At 64.8% G+C, this 19,481-nt stretch carries 12 protein-coding genes; 9 read left to right on the top strand and 3 right to left on the bottom strand.

Features of this window, described 5'->3' with window-relative positions; genetic code table 11:
• The first annotated feature begins 302 nt into the window (after window positions 1-302).
• The 4 genes from ACTHNZ_RS05125 to ACTHNZ_RS05110 all read left to right on the top strand — a co-directional run bounded on the left by ACTHNZ_RS05125 (window position 303) and on the right by ACTHNZ_RS05110 (window position 5,387).
• Window positions 303-1,184 carry a substrate-binding periplasmic protein gene (locus ACTHNZ_RS05125; RefSeq protein WP_440541492.1) on the top strand — a complete coding sequence of 294 codons (882 nt, stop codon included), beginning with the start codon at window positions 303-305 and terminating at the stop codon, window positions 1,182-1,184.
• Window positions 1,185-1,328: 144 nt separating this feature from the next.
• Complete coding sequence (locus ACTHNZ_RS05120) at window positions 1,329-3,488, top strand: response regulator (RefSeq protein ID WP_440541415.1); 2,160 nt, start codon at window positions 1,329-1,331, stop codon at window positions 3,486-3,488.
• Window positions 3,485-4,780: a response regulator gene (locus ACTHNZ_RS05115; protein WP_440541414.1), complete on the top strand. Its 1,296-nt coding sequence runs from the start codon at window positions 3,485-3,487 to the stop codon at window positions 4,778-4,780. Before ACTHNZ_RS05120 ends, ACTHNZ_RS05115 begins: the two co-directional genes overlap by 4 nt.
• A complete protein-coding gene (locus tag ACTHNZ_RS05110) occupies window positions 4,755-5,387 on the top strand; it encodes a response regulator (RefSeq protein ID WP_440541413.1) in 633 nt (210 codons plus the stop codon). The genes ACTHNZ_RS05115 and ACTHNZ_RS05110 overlap by 26 nt, the downstream gene beginning before the upstream one ends.
• A gap of 21 nt (window positions 5,388-5,408) precedes the next feature.
• Here the strand turns inward: ACTHNZ_RS05110 and ACTHNZ_RS05105 are convergent, their stop codons facing one another.
• Window positions 5,409-5,630 carry a hypothetical protein gene (locus ACTHNZ_RS05105; RefSeq protein WP_440541412.1) on the bottom strand — a complete coding sequence of 74 codons (222 nt, stop codon included), beginning with the start codon at window positions 5,628-5,630 and terminating at the stop codon, window positions 5,409-5,411.
• 341 nt (window positions 5,631-5,971) lie between these two features.
• Between ACTHNZ_RS05105 and ACTHNZ_RS05100 the strand changes: the two genes are divergently transcribed.
• The 5 genes from ACTHNZ_RS05100 to ACTHNZ_RS05080 all read left to right on the top strand — a co-directional run bounded on the left by ACTHNZ_RS05100 (window position 5,972) and on the right by ACTHNZ_RS05080 (window position 13,639).
• On the top strand, window positions 5,972-6,448 hold the full coding sequence (locus ACTHNZ_RS05100; protein ID WP_440541411.1) for a hypothetical protein: 477 nt from the start codon (window positions 5,972-5,974) through the stop codon (window positions 6,446-6,448).
• The gene (locus ACTHNZ_RS05095; RefSeq protein ID WP_440541410.1) at window positions 6,445-6,909 is read left to right on the top strand and encodes a type III secretion system chaperone; all 465 of its coding nucleotides are present in this window, start codon (window positions 6,445-6,447) and stop codon (window positions 6,907-6,909) included. Before ACTHNZ_RS05100 ends, ACTHNZ_RS05095 begins: the two co-directional genes overlap by 4 nt.
• Before the next feature lie 77 nt (window positions 6,910-6,986).
• The gene (locus ACTHNZ_RS05090) at window positions 6,987-8,735 is read left to right on the top strand and encodes a hypothetical protein (RefSeq protein ID WP_440541409.1); all 1,749 of its coding nucleotides are present in this window, start codon (window positions 6,987-6,989) and stop codon (window positions 8,733-8,735) included.
• A 407-nt stretch (window positions 8,736-9,142) separates the two neighbouring features.
• Window positions 9,143-11,752 (top strand): 2-oxoglutarate dehydrogenase E1 component, encoded by a 2,610-nt coding sequence (locus tag ACTHNZ_RS05085; RefSeq protein ID WP_440541408.1) that lies wholly within the window; start codon window positions 9,143-9,145, stop codon window positions 11,750-11,752.
• 342 nt (window positions 11,753-12,094) lie between these two features.
• A complete protein-coding gene (locus ACTHNZ_RS05080) occupies window positions 12,095-13,639 on the top strand; it encodes a methyl-accepting chemotaxis protein (RefSeq protein WP_440541407.1) in 1,545 nt (514 codons plus the stop codon).
• An 89-nt stretch (window positions 13,640-13,728) separates the two neighbouring features.
• Here the strand turns inward: ACTHNZ_RS05080 and ACTHNZ_RS05075 are convergent, their stop codons facing one another.
• A complete protein-coding gene (locus ACTHNZ_RS05075; protein ID WP_440541406.1) occupies window positions 13,729-18,183 on the bottom strand; it encodes a type III effector protein in 4,455 nt (1,484 codons plus the stop codon).
• Window positions 18,184-18,326: 143 nt separating this feature from the next.
• On the bottom strand, window positions 18,327-19,445 hold the full coding sequence (locus tag ACTHNZ_RS05070; protein WP_440541405.1) for a hypothetical protein: 1,119 nt from the start codon (window positions 19,443-19,445) through the stop codon (window positions 18,327-18,329).
• Between the last annotated feature and the right edge of the window lie 36 nt (window positions 19,446-19,481).

Raw genomic sequence — 19,481 nt, 5'->3', positions numbered from 1 at the left:
CCGGGTGTCGACGACTGACCTGCATTCCCACGCGCAAGCAAGCATAGCGCTCCTTTTAGGCCGTCGATCGACGGCCTTCTTTTTGGTGCACCGTAATATTTCGCACGCGCCTCACACTGTGGGATATGAGTTTGCCTGTTCGGAACCACGGGTCAATCGTGCGATGCTCCGGCGAGAAGAACCGGTTCGATGGTGGAAGGAGACGTTTGGGGATTCGTTGGATGATCGCTATGACGCATGACGTGCTGTCGCGTTGCAGTTCGCCCCGCAGGGCAGGTGCGAGAGCCCGATGGCGAACGATGATGGCGGTGCTGCTGGGACTGCTTTGCGTGCATTCGTTGCCTGCCTGGGCGGTGCACTTCGATATCGTGTATCCGCGCGTCACCGAATTCGACGATCCGCGCGCCGCATTCGCCAAGGCCGTGCTGGATTTGGCGATGCGCGAAGTGCACGCGCAGTACACGATTCGGCCTTCGAAGGACGTCATGGAGCGCGGGCGCGCGTTGCATGAATTGGCCGAAGGCAACACGATCAACCTGCATTGGTCGAGCATGTCGCGCGCCGACGAGGCGAGGCTGCATGCCATCCCGATCCCGATTCATCGCGGGCTGATCGGATACCGCGTGCTCGTCATTCGCAGGGATCGCCAGAGCGAGTTCGACGAGATCGACACACTGGAGCAGTTGCGGGCGATGACGGGCGGCCAAGGCATCGGATGGGTCGATACCGACATTTTGCGCCGTGCGGGACTGCACATCGATACGGCGCCCTACGATGCGCTTTTTCGAATGGTGCAGGCCGGACATATCGATTATTACCCCCGCGGCGTGATCGAGGCCTACACGGAACTTGAAGCCAGGCACGAGACGAATCCCGATCTCGTGGTCGAGCATCATTTGTTGCTGGCTTACCGATCCGATTTCGTCTTTTATACGAACAAGAGCAACAAGCGCCTGGCCGAGGCGATCGAGCAGGGCCTGACCAAGGCTTATGCCGACGGTTCGTACATGCGGTTGTTCGATTCGCATCCCTATATCCAAGCCGCGCTCAGTCGTGCCGAGCTCGATCACCGGACGGTGATCTGGCTGGACAACCCCGATCTGTCCGCCGAAGACCGCCGCATTTCGGCCCGTTATTGGATGGAACTGCGCTCGAACGATGGCCGAAGCGGGCCGCGCGAGTAAGTCCCGATGACGTAAGGATTTCCTGACGAGATAATCAGCAAATTGCCAATGCTGTTTGCCGTCTTTTCCTCGTTGCGCTCGCGCAGGGCTTGCTCCAACGCGTGCACAATACCGTATGCCCAACGATGCCCGTATGAAAGGGACATGGACGTCAGCGCCTCATTCTTCCAGTGGAGCCCGATCGATCGCCTGCGCCGCAGCGTGAGCGTGCGGCTGTTCGCCGTCATCTTCGCGTTCAGCTGCGTGCTTACCATCGTGCTCGCGGGCGTGCAGCTCTATCGCGAGTATCTGCATGGCGTCGAGCTCGTGCAGTCGAAGCTCTCGGAAGTCGGGCGCAGCTACCGCGACGGCTTGGGCGAGGCGCTTTGGCGGCTCGATCAGCGGCAACTGCAGTCGGAGCTCAACGATATGCTCAGCCTGCGCGATATCCGCGCGGTCAGCGTGCGCGAGGCCGGGGCCGAGCCGCTCGTCGTGTCGGCGGGCGAATCGCCGGTGCAGGGATCGGCCATTGCACGCGATTTCTCGATCGTGCGCCGCGTCCGCGGCAGCGATCGCGTGATCGGCACACTGCACGTCGTCGCCACGCTGGACCGCGTGCTCGCCGACGTGGCGGGGACGGCAGTGTTGATTCTCGTGGGCCAGGCAACGAACACGTTCCTGATCGCGCTATTCATCAGCTGGTTGTTGAACCGGCTGGTGACGCGGCATCTGGGCGCCGTGGCGCAGGCCGTCGGCAGCTACGACTACCGAGAACCGCCGCTGCCGCTCGTGCTCGACCGCAACGCGCGCACCGCGCCCGACGAGTTCGACCGCCTCGTGCAAGCGTTCAACGCAATGAGCACGCGGGCGCATCGTGCATACGTGGAGGAGCGGCAAGCCGCGGCGGAGCGTGAAGCGCGGCGCGCGGCCGAAGCGGCGAATAGTGCGAAGAGCGCGTTTCTCGCCAGCATGAGCCACGAACTGCGCACGCCGCTCAACGGGATCTTGGGCTACGCGCAGATTCTTCAGCGCGACGGTTCGCTGCGGGTCGCGCAGCGCGACGCCGTCGCCGTGATCATGCACTGCGGGGAGCAACTGCTCGCGTTGATTCGCGACGTGCTCGACTTCGCGATGATCGAAGCCGGGCGCATGAGAATCGAGATCGGCGACGTTCCCGTGGCGGAAACGATCGGCGCCGTCAGTGAAGTCATCGCGATCAAGGCTGCGGACAAGGGGCTCGCGTTCGTCACGCAAATCGCGCCCGATGCACCCACGGGCGTGCGGGCGGACGAGCGCAGGCTGCGTCAGGTGCTGGCGAATCTGCTGACCAACGCCGTGAAGTTCACGGCGGCGGGCACTGTCGTGATGCGCGTGAGCCGGGCCGCGTCGGGCGGTGCGCGATTCGAGGTGGCCGATACGGGCATCGGCATCGCCGAGGATTGTCTGGAACGGATTTTTCTGCCCTACGAGCAGGCGCGGCGTCCCGGCGGCAACGACGGCGGCATCGGCCTGGGCCTTGCCATCAGCCGGCAGTTCGTGCGAGCCATGGGGACCGATATCGTCGCGCACAGCACCGTGGACAAGGGCAGCGTATTTTGCTTCGAATTGCCCGCGGCCGAAGCGGCGGGCGACGCTCGTGCATTGCGGTGCGAGCGAAACGCGACGGGCTATCTCGGCCGCAGGCACACGGTGCTCGTCGTGGACGATGCGGAAGTGAACCGGGCAGTCATCGCGGATTGGCTGAGCACGCTCGGCTTTGCAGTCGTGAAGGCTGCAACCGCCGAAGATGCACTCGAGCAATTGGCGCGATCCGATGTGTCGATCGTGCTTTCCGACGTGGTCATGCCGGGCATGAGCGGTCTCGAGTTCATCCGTCGTCTGCGCGAGTTGCCCGAGTACGTCGACATTCCGATCGTCGCGTTGTCGGCGAGCGCGTCGGAAAGCGACCTCGACAAGACGTTCCGGGCAGGCGCAAATGCGTTCCTCCTCAAACCCGTGGAATTCGGGCGGCTGCAAGCGGCCATCGCTTCGCTGCTCGGATTGAAGTGGATCTATGCGGGAGAGCCGGACGAGCTGCCGTTGACGCCTGAGCGCCTCTCGCAACTGCGTTTGCGGGTGCCGCCCGCCCAGCGCATGCGCGATTTGCACCTGCTGGCACGAATGGGCGACATGCGCGGCGTACGCCGCTGGGCCGAGGAAATCGCCTCGGCCGACATGAGCTACACAGCTTTCGCATCGACGCTGCATGCGCTGGCGCGGACCTATCAATCGAAGGCGTTGCTCACGTTCGTCGAGCGCCATCTCGAAGAGGCGCCATCGGCATGAAACGGCTCCCGGAATACCCCACCGAGTATCCGCCTCGCACCGCAACGGTGCTGATCGTCGACGATACGCCCGCAAATCTCGGCTTGGTCGTCGACACGCTCGCCGACCGCGGCTTTCGCGTGCTGATCGCGCTGGACGGCGCGGAAGCGATCGAGCGCGCGCGCTACAGCCTGCCCGATCTGATTCTGCTCGACGTCAACATGCCGGGCGTGAACGGATTCGAGACGTGTCGGCTGTTGAAGAGCGATGCGCAAACGCGGGACATTCCCGTCATTTTCATGACCGTGGCGGACGGTGTGAACGAAATGGTCGAAGGGTTTCGCGTCGGCGGTGTCGATTACGTCACGAAGCCGGTGCGTATCGACGAAGTCGTCGCTCGCATGAACGTGCATCTGACGATGCGCGAAATGCAAGAGACGCTCGTCATGCAAAACCAGCAGTTGCAACAGGAAGTCCGCGTACGGCAAGAAGCCGAGCGCGAGCTGTCCCGCATCCGCGACGAGTTGGAGCTACGCGTGACGGAGCGCACGAGCGAGCTCGCTCGCGCCAACGACGATCTGCGGGCTGAGATCGAGGTGCGGCAGCGGATCGAGGGGGTCTTGCTCGAATCGCGTGAGCAGTCGCGCCAGCTCAGCGCGCACATGGAAGCGATCCGAGAGGAGGAGCGCAAACGGATCGCGCTCGAAATCCATGACGAGCTCGGGCAATTGCTGACGGCTCTGAAGATGGACGTATCATTGCTGAAAATGCGGTTGAGCGATGCGCCTGCGTTGCTGAAGAAAGTGGCGGACATGCGAGAGTTGGTCGAACTGACGATTCTCATGGTGCGCAACGTTGCCAATCATCTGCGCCCCGCAGCCCTCAATTTCGGTCTCCTATCGGCGCTCGAGTGGCTTGCCGAGGATTTCACGAAGCGCACGGGGATCTCGTGCCAGCTTCTCGCGAACGGGTGCGAGCCCGTCCTCGACGATTCGCACGCGACGGCCGTATTCCGTGTCGTTCAGGAGTCGCTGACCAACGTGGCGCGTCACGCCGAGGCGACGCGTGTGCACGTTACCGTCATATGCACGGAAGATACGCTGCGGCTGAACGTGAGCGATAACGGCTGCGGTTTCGAGCCGGCGGCGGCAGGCAAGCGCGATTCATACGGGCTGCTCGGCATCAGCGAGCGCGCGCGCCTGATCGGCGCCTCGCTGCAGATCGACAGCGCGCCCGGTTGCGGGACGGTGATTTCAATTTGTATTCCTGCTAGAGATGGAAGCGAACATGATCAAGATTCTCATCGCGGATGACCACGCGGTGGTGCGCAGCGGGTTGAAGCAGATCGTGGCGACGGCCACGGATATCGCCGTGGTGGACGAGGCGGTGAGCGGGGCCGATGTGCTCGGCAAGCTGAGGAGCACGGAAGTCCACTTGCTGATGCTCGACATGACGATGCCGGGTATCAGCGGCGTCGACCTCATTCGCCGCGTGCATGGCGAATATCCGGAGATGCCGATCCTCATTCTGAGCATCCACAACGAGGCGCAAGTCGTCTCGCGTGCGTTGCGTGCCGGCGCCGCGGGCTACGTCACGAAAGACAGCGATCCCGAGGTATTGCTGGCCGCGATCCGCAAGCTCGCCGAGGGCGGGCGGTTCATCGATCCGAAGCTCGTCGACGCCGTCGTTTTCGAGCGTCATTCGAGCGACGTGCCGCCGCACGAGATCCTATCGGATCGCGAGTTCGAGGTGCTGCGCGCACTGGCGAGCGGCCGCAGCATCAACGACATCGCCGATACCTTCGCGCTGAGCGCGAAGACGATCAGCACGCACAAGCGGCGCCTCATGCAGAAGCTCGGCTTGAGCAACAACGCCGAGCTGATTCGCTATTCCATTCGCCACGGGCTCGCGGCGCATTGAGCGCCGCCGCGGTTCAGCCATTCAATGCAAGGCGCCGAATAGGGCGCCTACTCCCTCGACCGGTGTGAGGCCGGTCGCGAAGTAGCCTTCGAGCCGTTCGGCCGTGGCCGTGTCCAGGTTATACGTCGTTTCGATTTGGCCGTCGGCCACCGCGTAGAGATACCACGCGATCATCCATTGCCGAAATGGCAGCGAAGCCTCAGGCAGGCCTGCAAGATCGCGATCGAGGCACGAAGTACTCATTTCCCCTAGCTCCCTTTCAATCGCACTGCGCCCGAGCGGGTTCGGTGTCGCGCCCGCTGTCGACAGCCCTTCCAGAATCAATGCTACTTGGGTGAGCGGTCGCTTCCGATCAGGAGATGCCCAAACTTCAGGTAGGAAAGTGTTGGTTTGGGTGTAGGGAATTCCTTGCAGCACCCGAGCGGGCCCGTCTTGCTCGTATTCCCCAGTGGAAACGGTTTTCTTTCGTTGTCGCGCCATGCATTTCGCCGGCCGTCGCCAGGGCCCCGCATGGCGCGCCTAGACTCGTTTCGCGTCGGCAAACATCAAGCCGGCGTCGCTTACGCAACCGTTTGGGGATAGACATGGATATGGTCAACGCCGGGCAGGACGGACAGGAGGTGCGACGGCCCGCACGTCGCGACGATGCGGCGCTCTTGACAGAGCTGGCACGCATGATCGGATTAGGAGAAGAAACCGCTCGGCAATTCGCCGGCTCGGGGCGCTTGCGCCTCGACGACATGGAGTTCGCGCTGCATGCGGACAGCGGATCGGACTATCCGCGCAAATTGATCGCGAGCGCGACGGTGCCTTGCCCGCCCGAGCTCGAGCCTTCGGCTTGGCACGACGCGCTGCTCGTGGCCAACGAGGGGGCCATGATCGCGGGCGAATGGGGCTTTGCGCTCGAAGACGACGGCGCGGCCAGCCTGCTCATGAACGTGAGCGATTCGATGCAGACGCCGGCATGCTTGCGCGCCGTGCTCGAAGGCATGTTGGGTCTTTGCTCCACCGTGCGCGAGGGCGCGCTGGCCAAGCACGCTTCCGCGGGGATCGCACAATGAAAGCCATTGATGCGCAAGCTGCGCACGAGACGCGCGCCACGGCGCCCGTCGACACCCAGTGGCAGGAGTTCGACGCACCTCGGGACGTGCTCGTTCTCGTCGCCGAAGTCATGCTCGTGCTCGGCGCCGCGCCCGACGTCGCACGCGAGGCGGCTCGCACGGGCCGCATCCTGCTCGGGTCTCAGCGCTTGCTGCTCGCGTGCTCGCCCGATGAGTCCGCGCTGATCGTCGGCGCGCTGCTCGATCCCGGCTGGGCCGCCAGCCCCGAGCGCCGCCTTCATCTGCTCAAGGCAAACGCACCATTGCTGTTGACCGCGGGCGTGAGTTTCGCGGCGGGCCCGAGCGGCCCCCAGTTGCTTTGCCGATGGGATCTCGAGCCGCGCAAGCCGGTCGCGCTAGCGCACTGGCTGCGCAATTTCGCCGCGCTCGCGGCCGACATGCAAGCGGTGCGTGCTGCCTGACGCTCGCTTGCGCTCGCGATCGAGCCGGACCGGTCGTTCATTCATGAGTCCGGCAGTTTCTCATCGGGGTTAATGTCATGTTCAACAAAGGTATTGCGAGCACGTCGGGCACCGCTGGCGCGCGACACGACGCTCACGTAGATGAAAGCGCGTCGCGGCAACAGCCTGTCGCGCACACCGAGGGCGAACCGTCGAGGCGCTCGACCGATTCGCGATTGGGCGGATTGAGCGCTCGCAGCAATGCGGCCGCGTTGCGCGCCGTCGTCGTCGCCGGCCGGGCCGACGACGAAATCGACGAAGATAATGAAAGCGTCACGAGCAGCTTGTACGTGGGGCCATCTTCCGCGCGCATCGACGCGTCCAGGCTGCCCTCGATGGCGCGGGGCGCGACTCATACGCCCTTTCACGGGACGGCGCTCGAGATCGACTATCCGCAGGCGCAAGCGGGCGGAAGTTGGAGAGCGGTTGCGGCTACGCTGCAGCAAGCCGGCGGCCGGGTAAGAGGCGCCGCCGCGAGCGGCCTTGCCAAGGCCAAGAGCGGCGCAACGGCGGCCGCCGGCGCGGTGGCCGGCGGTGTCGCGGCCGGCATGGAGGCGGGAAGCCGCGTGGTCGTTGCCGGCGCTCGGCACACGGCGCAAGCGGCGACGAGTGCGGTTTCGGGGCTCAGCGTCATGGGCGTCGAACCGCAGTTGATCGGCGCCGCGGCCGGCCACTTGATCCACCAAACCGCGGCTGTCGGCGTGACGACGTTCGCGCGTGAAATGGCCTACGAGGCGCTCGTCGCGGTGCTGCGCCAACTGCCGCACGAGGCGTTGACCGCGATGCAAGTGACGTCGGGCGTGACGGCGCTCGGGCTGCATCGCTTGCGCCAATATCGCGAGCAGCGCAACCCGGAAGCGGCCGCGCGAGGTTTTCACAACCTGAGCGCGGCGCAATGGGAAGCATTGGCGCCTGAAGAGAAGCAAGCCAAGATGAAGGAGCAGCGCAGCTACTCCGACGCGGTGACGACGCTGGCGACCGCAAGCGTCGTCACGAACGTGGCGATGAGCGCGCTCGGGCCGAGCGCCGGCCAGCCGCTGCTGCCCGCGCAGGTGTTGGCGACCGAGTTGAAGGTGGCGGCTTACTCCGTGGCACGCGATGCGATCCAAGCGTCGTTCCGCATGGTCAATCCCGAGGCCGAGACGAACGGTGGAGTCAGCGGCGCGCACATGGATGTGTCCGGCGAGTTTTACGGCAAGGCAAATTTCGTGGCGAACTACGCCTATGGGGCCGTTCCCGCCGGGTTGGGCGAGGCCCGGACGAAACTGGCGGCCGTGTTCGGCGACAAGGACGCGCAAAAGACGCTCATGGCGCATCCCTCGCCGCTCTCCACGGGGCAGGCACTCGGCACCATCGCCCATTCATCGGCGGTCAAGGCCACCATCAATACGCTGCTCGAGACATCCGACTGGATCAACTTGACGCAGCAAGAGGCGAACGAAGCGGGGACGAAGCAGCGGTACGCCCCGGCGATCACGGGCACGGACTATGGGCGCCTGGCCGATCACACGATCGCTCGCACGGCTGCTATCAACTCGAACATTTCGCTGGGCAACGCATTGGGATTGATTGCCGCCAAGCTGCAGGCGCCGCCATGGCTGAACGGATTGCTGACGAACGGCGCACCCGCCGTCGTGGCGGGCCTCGGGTACAAGGCCATCGGCGGTACTTGGCAAGCTGCAGGCGCCGTGCGGGCGGTGGAGGATCGGCGTTCGAGCACGTCGGCGGCCGCGAATCCAAACCCTAACCCGCATGTCACCGAGGAGGGTGGGGCAAGCAACGGCTGATTCCGTCGTTGCCTTCTCGTTCCGAACGAATGCGTCCGGGGACTCGATTCCACGGGCGCTTTCCGTCAATTCCCGCGCCGGGAAAACCGGCGCGGCGACACGCATTCTGATGGACTTTTCAGGAAGTCCTTACATCAAGAATCGCCCCAAGCTTCCGTTTACACCAAGAGCGCCCTCGCTGGCATTGCAGATGTGTGGCATCGCACGTTGCACGTTTTGCGACACCCTGCATGACCGGTCGATGGCCGCAAAAAAATAGCAGCTCCGCTGAAGGAGACACGCGTTCGAGGGCCTTTTCGAGCACGATGAGAGAGGAGAGAGACGGCGGCACGCCGCGCAAACGTTTGCTGCGCGTGGGCTCGATGTGCCGATTTCATTGAACGATCTCTTCTGGATACTTGCTCGATATGACTGACAATGTCTTCGCGGTGGATGTCGCCCCTGCCGTCGCACTGCAGGCCGTTTCGTCGCAGAACGCTGTCGTGAATGCCTTGCCGCTGCAGGCTCGGCTCCAGGCGCTCATCGATGCCTATCGCAAGCACGGCTATCGCCGCGCGTGCGCCGACCCGCTCGAGCTCGCCTTGCCGGTGCACGTTCCCGAATTGACGCTGGAATTTCACGGGCTCACCCCACAGCACGTCTTAGAACCGCGCCGCGACGATTTTCCCGACGTGCCGACGGCGGCGGTTTTGATGCAGCGACTGCTTCATGTCTATTGCGGCACGCTGTCGCTCGATTGCAGCGGCGTGCGCAACGATGCGCGCCGCCGCTGGCTCGAGACGCGCATCGAGGCCGATCGCGACGCGTCGCCGCTCGGCAAGGACGCGCGCCGTGCGCTGCTACGGCGGCTCATCGACACCGAGGCTTGGGAGCATCGCGTCGCGCAAGCGCTGCCGCACGCGAAACGGTTCTCGCTCGAGGGATGCGAAAGCCTCGTTCCCATGCTCGACGCGCTGATTGAAACGGGCGCGCGTCATGGCATCGAACACATCTTCATCGGCATGCCGCATCGCGGTCGTCTCAACGTGCTCGTCAACGTCATGGGCATGGATCATCTAGCGATGCTCGTGCGCCTCGACGGACGGTCCGACGTTGCCGCCGCGCAGCGCGACCTCGCCTATCATCTCGGCACATCGGCCCGCAAGCGCGTCGCAGATCGCGACGTCGCGATCACGCTCGCTCACAACCCCTCGCACTTGCAAAGCGTCTACCCCGTCGTGTGCGGCATGACGCGCGCGTATCAGGACGATGATCCCGATACGCTCTGCATGCCGCTGATCGTGCATGGCGACGCGGCATTCGCGGGGCAGGGCGTCGTCGCCGAAACGCTGAACCTCACGCGTAAGCCCGGCTATGCCGTGGGTGGGGCCGTTCACGTCATCGTCAACAACCAGGTCGGCTTCACGACGCCGAACCGGATGTCTCCGCATGAGGGCACCTACTGTACGGACGTGGCGCGCATCGTCGATGCGCCCGTGTTGCGCGTGAATGCCGACGATCCCGAGGCCGTTCTTCGTGCCGCCGCGATCGCCGTCGACTATCGCATGGCGCACGGCGCGGACATCGTGATCGACCTCGTCGGTTATCGGCGCCTCGGGCACTCCGAGCACGACATTCCGTCGATCGCGCAGCCGGCCTTGCACGCGGCCGTGGCTCGGCACCCGCGTGTCACGCATCGCTATCACGCGAAGATCGCCGAGCCCGTGCCGCTCGACGTGCTGCTGGCCGATGCGCTCGCCGCCGCGCGTTCGCCCGATGCCGCGATCTGCCTCGATGGCGAGAGCGCACGGACAGCCAACGAGCCATCGCGGATGCCGCGTGAGCCGATGTCCGTCGAGCGATTGCGAGCGCTCGGTACGGCCCTCACGAACGTGCCGGCGCATATGAAACTGCATGATTGGCTCGAGACTCGGCTCGACGGTTGGCGCAAGGCGCTGCGCGATGACGCTCGCGCGATCGATTGGTGCTTCGCCGAAAACCTGGCCTATGCCACGGTGCTCGACGACGGGCGCGGCATCCGCATTTCCGGAATGGACGTCGGGCGCGGCACGTTCTTGCATCGTCATGCGCTCTGGCATTCGCAGTCGCCGGAGCAGCTCGGCGCAGTGTCTTACGTTCCGCTGCGTCACGTGTCGGCGCGGCAGGGGCCATTCGATATCGTCGATTCGCCGCTCACCGAAGAGGCCGTGCTCGGCTTCGAGTATGGCTATAGCGTGCAGTCGCAAGCACGGTTGCCGATTTGGGAGGCACAGTTCGGCGATTTCGCGAACGGCGCGCAAGTGTTCATCGATCAGTACATCGCTTCGGGCGAGTACAAATGGGGCTACCGGTCGGCCCTGACGATGCTGCTGCCGCATGGCCACGAAGGCGTCGGGCCCGAGCATTCGAGCGGTTATCTCGCGCGCTTCCTGCAACTGTGCGCCGGGGACAACCTGCGCGTGGTCATGCCTTCCACGTCGTCCCAGTGGTTTCACTTGCTGCGCGGGCAGGCCTTTGCCTGTCCGCCGCGTCCGTTGATCGTCATGTCGCCGAAGACGGAGCTATACGGCCGCACCGATTCGCACGCGTCCTTGACGGCGTTCGTCACAGGGGGCTTCGCACCCGTGCTCGACGATCCGGATATGTCCGACGAAGCCGCTCGCGAACGCGTGACACGCATAGTTCTGTGCGCCGGCAAGCTCTTTTACGAACTGCATGCCGAGCGAGCGCGACAGGGTGCCGGCGCGAGGGCGCTGTTGCGCGTGGAGCAGCTTTATCCGTTTCCGACGCAAGCGCTGAGCGCGGTGTTCGCGCGCTACCCCAACTGCACGACGATCGTCTGGGCGCAAGAAGAAGAGAAGAACCATGGCGCTTGGCACTTCGTGCGCGAGCCGATCGAATCGATCCTGCCGGCTCGCTGCCGTTTCGTTTGCGTGTGCCGCGATGCCACGCCGTCCGGTGCGCATGCATCGATGCAGCGCCATGCGCAGGCGCAGCAGCGCGTGCATGCCCAGGCGCTCGACCTCGGCGAAGCATAGCGAGCTGCGCGTTTCTCGCAGCCCGCTGCCGGAGAGGATCGGCATCGAAATCGGACTGCGAACGATGAGCCGGTGTAGCGGTCAGGATATCCCTACCCGTAATTCCTTAAATGATTACGTGCTTATCGCTGCAGACTCATCTGAGGAATGTCGTTTACCACTGAACGCCCCCTGTTGGGGGCGTCGTCGGATTTCGCAGGGTCGCTGCCTCCGGTTCGGCGCCAGCGTCGTTCGTTCGCCGGCAGTGTGAGAGAGGGACTGTGCGTTGGCGCTCGGGCGGAGCGCCAACGCGTCGGGTCGTGTTTCGTCAGTAGTTGTAAACGTTTTCTATCGAGATTTGACATGAAAATTTCTGATCTGCGGATCGGCGTGCGGCTGGGTTTGGCCTTCGCAACGGTCGTCGCGCTGATGATGGCGACCATCTTCATCGGGGTTCTACGGCTGCAAGAGGCGAACGCGAAGATGGATGCGCTCGTCAAGGAGCGCTATTCGGTCATCGCACTCAGCAATCAGATCAAGAGCGTGGGCTACAAGGCCAACGGCATCGTTGCCGCGCTCGCGCTCGGTGCATCTCCCGAGCGGGCGCAGCAGCTGATGGACCAATACGCCGGGCTTCGAACGGCGAACACGCAGGCTTACGCGCAACTCGAGAAGTCGTTGCAGGACGATGACGAGAAGGCGATCTACAAGGAGCAGATCGAGGCGCGCAAGGCCTACGGCGCGACGGTCAAGCAGTTCTTCGAGTTCCTTCGCGATCAGAAACAGCAAGAGGCGCGCGATCTCTATCAGGGCAACATGTCGAACAAGCAGGACCTGTACTACGCTCAGGTGGACCGCATGGTGGGCCACCTGGCGCAGGAGATGAGCGAGGACGTCAAACGGGCAGGCGACGACGCGCGCAGCACGACGATCCAACTGATCTTGATCGGTTCGATCGCCGCGGCGCTGGCCGTCGCCGCCGGCATATTCATCACGCGGACGATCACGGCGCCGATCGGCCGCGCGGTGCTGCTTGCCGAAGCCGTGGCGCGCGGCGAATTGAGGGACCACCCGGAGGTCGAATCGCGGGATGAGGCAGGCCGTTTGCTGGCCGCGCTCGGCGAAATGATCCATCGCTTGCACGACATCGTCGGAAACGTGCGCAGCGGCACGAATACGATCGCGAGCGCGTCGCTGCAGGTTGCCACCGGCAACGTGAATTTGTCCGCACGCACCGAGCAGCAGGCGTCTTCGCTCGAGCAAAGCGCGGCGGCGATGGAGCAGTTCACGAGCAGCATCAAGCACAATGCCGAGAACGCGCGCGAAGCGAACGAGTTGGCCTCGAAGGCGTCGACGATCGCGGCATCGGGTGGCGACGCCGTCGCGCAGGTCGTCGATACGATGAACGCCATCCACGTTTCGTCGCAGAAGATCGTCGACATCATCGGCGTGATCGACGGCATCGCGTTCCAAACGAACATTCTGGCGCTCAACGCGGCCGTCGAGGCAGCGCGTGCGGGCGAGCACGGGCGCGGGTTCGCCGTCGTGGCGAGCGAGGTGCGCGCGTTGGCGCAGCGCAGCGCAGTGGCCGCGCACGAGATCAAGGCGCTGATCGGCGACTCCGTCGATCAGGTCGGCGCCGGCGGAAAGCGCGTGGAAGAGGCCGGTCAGATCATTCAGTCGGTCGTCACGAGCATCAAGCACGTTGCCGAGCTCGTCGCCGAAATCAGCACGTCGAGCCAGGAGCAGAGCGACGGCATCGAACAGGTCAGCCGGGCGATCATGCAGATGGATCATGCCACGCAAGAGAATGCCCAACTCGTGGAAGAGAGCGCGGCGGCCGCGCAGGCATTGAAGGAACAGGCGGCGAACCTGAGCCGCGTGGTCAGCGCGTTCGTGCTCGACTAGGCACGAGGCGAGGCGGCAACGCCGGCGGCGCAATTTGCCGCCGGCGTCTCCGAACGATCGAACTCGCCGAGGCTTGCCGACGGCGGGCGTCATCTCTTCTTGTCGAGCTCCAACACTTCGCCGAGCGTCACGGGCCGGCTCACGGGCTCGAGTTCTTCCGGAAGCGCATTCAACCACTCCCCGACGCGCTCTTGAGTGCGCTGAGGGTTGCGTCTGGGCGGGCGCACCGCGTGCTCGACGGTGTCCTCCAACCAATTCTCGACGGCCGCTTGCGCGCGCCGGGGATTGCGCCGGGGCGGTCGCACTGCGTGGTCCTCGGTCGCCTCCAATCCGTTCTCCCCGCGCTCGGCGGCGCGCTGCGCATTGCGCCGGGGCGGTCGCACTGTATGGTCGGCGGTCGCCTCCAACCATTCCTCCACGCGTTTGGCGGCGCGTTGCGGATTGCGTTTGGGCGGCTGTACCACATGGCCGTCGGTCGCCTCCAACCAATTCTCCACGCGTTTGGCGGCGCGCTGAGGATTGCGCTTGGGCGGCTGCACTACGTGATCGTCGGTTGCCTCCAACCCGTCACCTACGCGTTCGGCGGCGCGTTGCGCACTACGTCGGGGCGGACGCACTGCTTGATCGTCGGTATTCCCCAAGCCCGCGGCGCGTTCGGCAGCGCGTTGAGGTGCACCGCTCGGCCGTTGCACGGCCTGCTTGCCGGCCGCTCCCGCGAACCAATTCCTAATGCGTTTGGTGACGCTTTGCGAACTGCGTCGTGGCGGCTGTGCTCCGGGCGTTTCCTTCGAAGGTGACGCCGCTTGCGTTGCCGTTCCATCGCGGGGGATCGGTGCGGTCTTTGCTTCGGCTGCTTCGGTGGATTCTTTTGCTGCCTTGACGTCCTGGGCCTGTCCGTCTTGCTCGGCTTGCATGTCGTCGCCGTGCGCATCGCGTGCGGAAACCGGCGGGGCCGCGGCCGACGCTTCATTCGGGGCTGGCGCGGAAGCCGAGCGAGCCTGCGGCGTTTCCTCTTGCAAGAGGTGCACGGCTTGGAAGTGATTGCCGAACATGACCACGCCGACGGGTTCGCTACCCAGCGCCGAGGGCTGGAAGCGCACCGGACCATCGGCGCTCGGCGTGACCAGCTGAACGTTCATGTCGACCTGATGGTCCTGATTGATCGCGCGAATCAAGGCTTCGATGGCCGGCTCGTCGTCGTAAAGCATGCGATCGCCTTGCTCGATCTCGGGGTACGTCTGCGCCAATCGAGCTCGATAGCCCGCCGCGCGTGCGGCCAGTTCCGGCTCGGATTGGGTATCGTAGCGGCCCGTTGCATGCTGCAGTAGCGAGATGATCAGGCAGTCCATCCCGTGGCCGCTGTTGTAGGCAGCGCCGATGCCGCGCTGCGCGAACCATTGCAGCGTTTCGTCGCGACCTGCCCCCATCATCATGCTGCGCTGGTCTTGGAGCGCGCGATTTGCCTCGGGTTCCGAGGCGGCCGGCGTGACCTGCACCGGCCGAGGGCGGAATGCGGCCTCGGGCCGCGCCGCCGGCGTGGCACCTTGGGCACTGCGGCCGCTCTGCCCAAGCTCGGGAATGTCGGCCAAAGCGAGCGCCGCCACGCGCGGATCGCGCGTTGGCGTCACCGGCGCATCGACGCGTGCCGCCTCGTGCGTTTGCGGCGTTTGCGGCGTGGACGGCGCATCGGCATGAGCCACCTCATGCGTTTGCGGGGCGGACGGCGCATCGGCGCGCATCGGCTCGGTCGTTTCCGCTGTTTCCGCGGTGGCAGGCGTATCGGCATGATCTGCCTCATGCTCCGGCGCGATGGCAGGCGTGTCGGCGTTCGCGGGTTCGTGCGTTTGCGATGTCGACTCGCTTTGCACGGGCACGGCCGGTGGCGTCTCGTCATTCGTGCTCTGCCGCGTGGCAAGGTCCGTCAGACGCTCGCGCACACCGGCGCTCATTTGGTTGCCGCGATCGACGGCGCGGCGCGTCGTCGCCAGCGGAATCTGTGCGACGGTCTGCGCGACCGGGCTCGCCACGGAAACGCGAACGCTGTCGGCGAACATCTTCGCTTGGCTCGCCACGAACTTTGCCTTCGTCGCGAACGGCGCATTGCGGTAGCGCCAATCGTAGTGCCCCGTCGTGCCGCTGAGCTTCGCCGAGGCGAGTTTTGCGCCGCCGATCGAAATGGCGATTTCATCCGGGATATCGTTGCTCGCTTCGATTGCGGCGATCAGCTTGTCGAGCGCCGCATCGCTGTGCCGGTCGCTCAAGTTGATCAGCATCGCATTCGGGGCCGGCAGTTCGGCCTTCAGGACGACCGGGCCGCCTTCGCGCTCGAGCGTATTCACCAGCTTGCTCATGCCCGTCTTCTGAAAGCGCGCGCGCTCGGCGGCGGAATACGGCGCCGTCACGGGTGCGCTGCCCTGCACGAGCAGGCGGGCGTCGTTCTGATCGCCGAACTTGGCCTGCGGATGAATGCCTTGACTGGCTGCGATGTCCTTATCGATGTTGAGCGCGAGGCCAGCCGTCGCGCCGAACGCGTTGACGACACCGGCCAACGCCGTCGGGCCTGCGTTCGTCATCGTGTAGCGTTCGCGTTCGCCGATCGTGCTGGCTTTGGCGAGCTTGGTCGCCTCCACCTGTTTGCGGGCATCGGTGCTGAACAGATCGCGCGCATCGTGATTTTCGATCGCCGCCAGCGCTTGCGCGGCCGTTTGCAAGGTGGCGCGCGCTTGCAGAGGATCCTTCTCGGCAAGCGCCGCTTTCATGCGCGATTGCGCGAGTTCGAAGTGAAGCCAATCGCGCAGGCTGGCTTTGACTTCCGAATACTTGCCCTGAGTTTGGGCGCGCCTGGCAGCGGCGAGCCTGGGGTCGCGCGTGCCGGTGTGCGCCGGTTGCGCTTTGAAGTCGTGCAGCGAAACGAGCGATTCGGTGACCTTCCCGAGCAACAGCCGTCCCATGCTGTCGAATCGCATGCGCTCCGGCGTTTTCCATCCGCTGGAGATCGTCGAGGTTTTGAACTGGCTCGCGTGGCTTTCCGCGAATGTCTCTTCGAGTGCCTTCACCGCGGTGTCGTCGGCGCCGGCGTTCGCTATTTGTCCTCGAAGCGCCGCATAATCCGTCCAATTCTTGACCGGATCGAGGTCGTCCTTCACGGTGTCGCGGCTTGCGATTTCATCGAGCGTCGCGAGGAGCTTTGCCTTCGCTTGCTTGCGCACTTCGGGCTTGCCGATCACCCGTTTTTCCGCGATGTAGGTTCGATACGCCGCGCCGCGCTCCGATTGCTGCTTGGCGGCGTTGCCAGCCAGCAGGTCGAGCGACTTGGCCAGGGCGACGACGGCGCGCTTGGCCTTCGCTTCGCCGTCTTTGCTCGGCCCGGCGCTCAGTTGATAGCCGACATAGAGCGTGGCGGCCAATGCGACGGCGGCCGCCGTGGCCCCGGCGGTTACCGTCGCCGACACGACGACGGGCGTGAGAATGCCGAGAACCGTCGCCGTCATGCTCGCCGCGCCTGTTGCCACGCTGACGCCGAGTGCGCGCTGATTGCCGCGGTATTCGATCTTTGCGCTTTCGGAGGCGGTCTTGTAATCGGATTTCAATTGCGCACGCATGCAAAAGCGCGCATAGGCGATCGACAGCGCCTGGCCGGCCGTGTGTAGGTCCTTCTCGGCTTTTTGTCGCTGCTGCTCGGTGGCGCCCGGGTTCGACAGGCGCGCGTGCGCATCGTCGAGGTCGGCCTGCGCACGCTCCATTTTCCGGACGGCTTGGCGCGCCTTGCCGAGGTCCCATGCAACCCGAGTGGCTGCCTGCATGACGTTCGGCCCGGTTTTCGCGCTCGGCGATGCGTCGGCCTTGCCGAGCGGCATGACCTCCTCCGTTCCCGAGTTGCGGAACCGAAGGTCGGCCGACTTGAAACCGAGCTCGGTCGTGAGACCCGTCATGAGTGCCTGCACCGCGGACAGCGCCGTTTTGGCGGGCAGGTTCGCGGACGCCGCCAATTGCGCGACGCTGAATGCACCGCTGGCAACGGAGGCGGCCGTCGTGTGCTGGCGATGCAAGCTGCCGGTGCCGGCCTTCTTGAAGCTATCGATGACCGCATCCGTATCGTCGAGCCCGACCGTCTTCAGGAACGTCGCGATCATCTCTTGATAGTAGGCGTCTTCGCCGGAGCCTTTGGGCAAGAGCCGCTGATGTTCGAGCTCGGGCGGGATCGCGTCGGGCCGTGCTCGTTCGAAGTTCAGCGCCATCAACCGCGAGAGGCCGACGATCGACGGCTGCACACGCTGGCTTTCGGCCCAACGCTCGCAAATCTCGAGCGTCGCCGCTTCGTTCCACTGCGCGACGCTGACGGCCGGTTCGTGCTGCACCTTCTTGATATTGAGCAGCTGCGCCAGCCGCCCCCGCACGGTCCCTCGCGATGAGCGTGAAGCGCCCGCTGCCTGCGCGTCGGGCGCGGCGGACTTGGCGTGCGATGCATCCGGCGCGTGGGTTGCGGGGGCCGCATGGGTGCCGTCCTGGGGGACCGATGGGATGTTGCTCGATGCAGGTTTCATGGCGGGACGAGGCATGGGCGAAGGGGTGCTCGCATGCTAGTCCGGCGTGCATTTTGGACGATTCGCGCACCGCGAAACGTTTTGCCCCCCAGCGAAATCGATTGCGATGTGCGAGCATCCGAATCGCACGCTGGGGCAGCGGATCAAGCGAGCGCGAATTCGACGTTTGCCCGCTGCCGCGAAGGCGTGTCCGCGTTCGCGTTCACGCATTCGCCGTTTTGCGAGAAATCCACTTCGAAGAGCCTCACCACGGAGGTCGTTCCCGGATACGCCAAAAACTGTGGCAGCAGCGGATCGTCCTCATGCAGCGTGGCGAGCGCGTAGAGCCATCTTCCGCTGGACAATTCGTTGGAGACATGGCGCAACAGCGCGGCGCACAGCGGAGCATCGTCGTCTTGCACCGCGATGAACGCCAGATAAAGATAGGGCAGCGGCTCACCGAGAGCCGGGAGTTTGGGCAGGCCGCGCACCGAGGCGAGGATGTTATAAGGGACCCTAAGCAGTTGCGTGACGCGCGCGTACCGCTCGATATGCGCTTGCCGCAGCCGGCCCTGGTCCCAGGCGGCGACCGTGGCGCAGATGCGCCCGTGTCGCCGTGCCACGAAAAAGTCCTCGGCTCGCAGCGTATCGCATCGGCCGCCCGGGCTGAAATCGGCCCGATCCAGCGCTGCCGACCATGGGTGAGCTGCACGGCGCGCATTGACGAAGTACACGATTTCGTCGAGCTCGTCGGCGGTCGCGCGACGCAGCTCGATTCCGGGCAATGACCGTTCGGCTCGTTGGCGCCCGAGCCTGATCCCGCGCGCGATCAGGCGAGCGCGCGGCACATAGCGCGGCAGACCGGCGCGTCCGCCGACGAGGCTGCCCAGCGCCTTTTGATTGTCTTCGTAGATCAACGTATGGCAGGGCAGCGGATCGGCTTCGTGCAGCGTTCTCAAGTAGCGATATACGCGCGCGAGCAAAAAGCCGTTGCGGTGCTCCGGGTCGATGCGCAGATCCGACAGGTAGGCCACGCGCTGAGGTTTTCCGTCGAGGTGGGCAGTCGCGACCGAGCGACAGCCCGTGGCAACGATGCGGCCCGTCGATGCGTCGCGCCCGACGATGACTTGCACGGGTGCGCCGTACAAACGCGATCCGGCGAAATACGACGGCTCGCGCCGCAAGCTGATCGCCGCGGCGCCTTCGATCCGGTCGCGCGCCATCCGTTCGCGAAGTTGGGCATCGTCCGCGGAACTGGCCAAGGAAATGGTGTAGCGAGTCATAGACCTTACGAAGAGGGGGAAGCGGGTGTGCTCGTT

The organism is Trinickia sp., from assembly GCF_051953955.1.
In the GTDB taxonomy this organism is placed as follows: Bacteria; Pseudomonadota; Gammaproteobacteria; order Burkholderiales; family Burkholderiaceae; genus Trinickia.
This window is presented reverse-complemented; position numbering and strand designations above follow the sequence as displayed.

What these genes read in the sequence shown, in the direction of transcription:
- ACTHNZ_RS05105 (WP_440541412.1), bottom strand. Translation starts at nt 5,630, where the DNA reads ATGAGTACTTCGTGCCTCGATCGCGATCTTGCAGGCCTGCCTGAGGCT.
- ACTHNZ_RS05120 (WP_440541415.1), top strand. Translation starts at nt 1,329, where the DNA reads ATGGACGTCAGCGCCTCATTCTTCCAGTGGAGCCCGATCGATCGCCTG.
- ACTHNZ_RS05125 (WP_440541492.1), top strand. Translation starts at nt 303, where the DNA reads ATGGCGGTGCTGCTGGGACTGCTTTGCGTGCATTCGTTGCCTGCCTGG.
- ACTHNZ_RS05110 (WP_440541413.1), top strand. Translation starts at nt 4,755, where the DNA reads ATGATCAAGATTCTCATCGCGGATGACCACGCGGTGGTGCGCAGCGGG.
- ACTHNZ_RS05080 (WP_440541407.1), top strand. Translation starts at nt 12,095, where the DNA reads ATGAAAATTTCTGATCTGCGGATCGGCGTGCGGCTGGGTTTGGCCTTC.
- ACTHNZ_RS05100 (WP_440541411.1), top strand. Translation starts at nt 5,972, where the DNA reads ATGGATATGGTCAACGCCGGGCAGGACGGACAGGAGGTGCGACGGCCC.
- ACTHNZ_RS05075 (WP_440541406.1), bottom strand. Translation starts at nt 18,183, where the DNA reads ATGAAACCTGCATCGAGCAACATCCCATCGGTCCCCCAGGACGGCACC.
- ACTHNZ_RS05090 (WP_440541409.1), top strand. Translation starts at nt 6,987, where the DNA reads ATGTTCAACAAAGGTATTGCGAGCACGTCGGGCACCGCTGGCGCGCGA.
- ACTHNZ_RS05085 (WP_440541408.1), top strand. Translation starts at nt 9,143, where the DNA reads ATGACTGACAATGTCTTCGCGGTGGATGTCGCCCCTGCCGTCGCACTG.
- ACTHNZ_RS05115 (WP_440541414.1), top strand. Translation starts at nt 3,485, where the DNA reads ATGAAACGGCTCCCGGAATACCCCACCGAGTATCCGCCTCGCACCGCA.
- ACTHNZ_RS05070 (WP_440541405.1), bottom strand. Translation starts at nt 19,445, where the DNA reads ATGACTCGCTACACCATTTCCTTGGCCAGTTCCGCGGACGATGCCCAA.
- ACTHNZ_RS05095 (WP_440541410.1), top strand. Translation starts at nt 6,445, where the DNA reads ATGAAAGCCATTGATGCGCAAGCTGCGCACGAGACGCGCGCCACGGCG.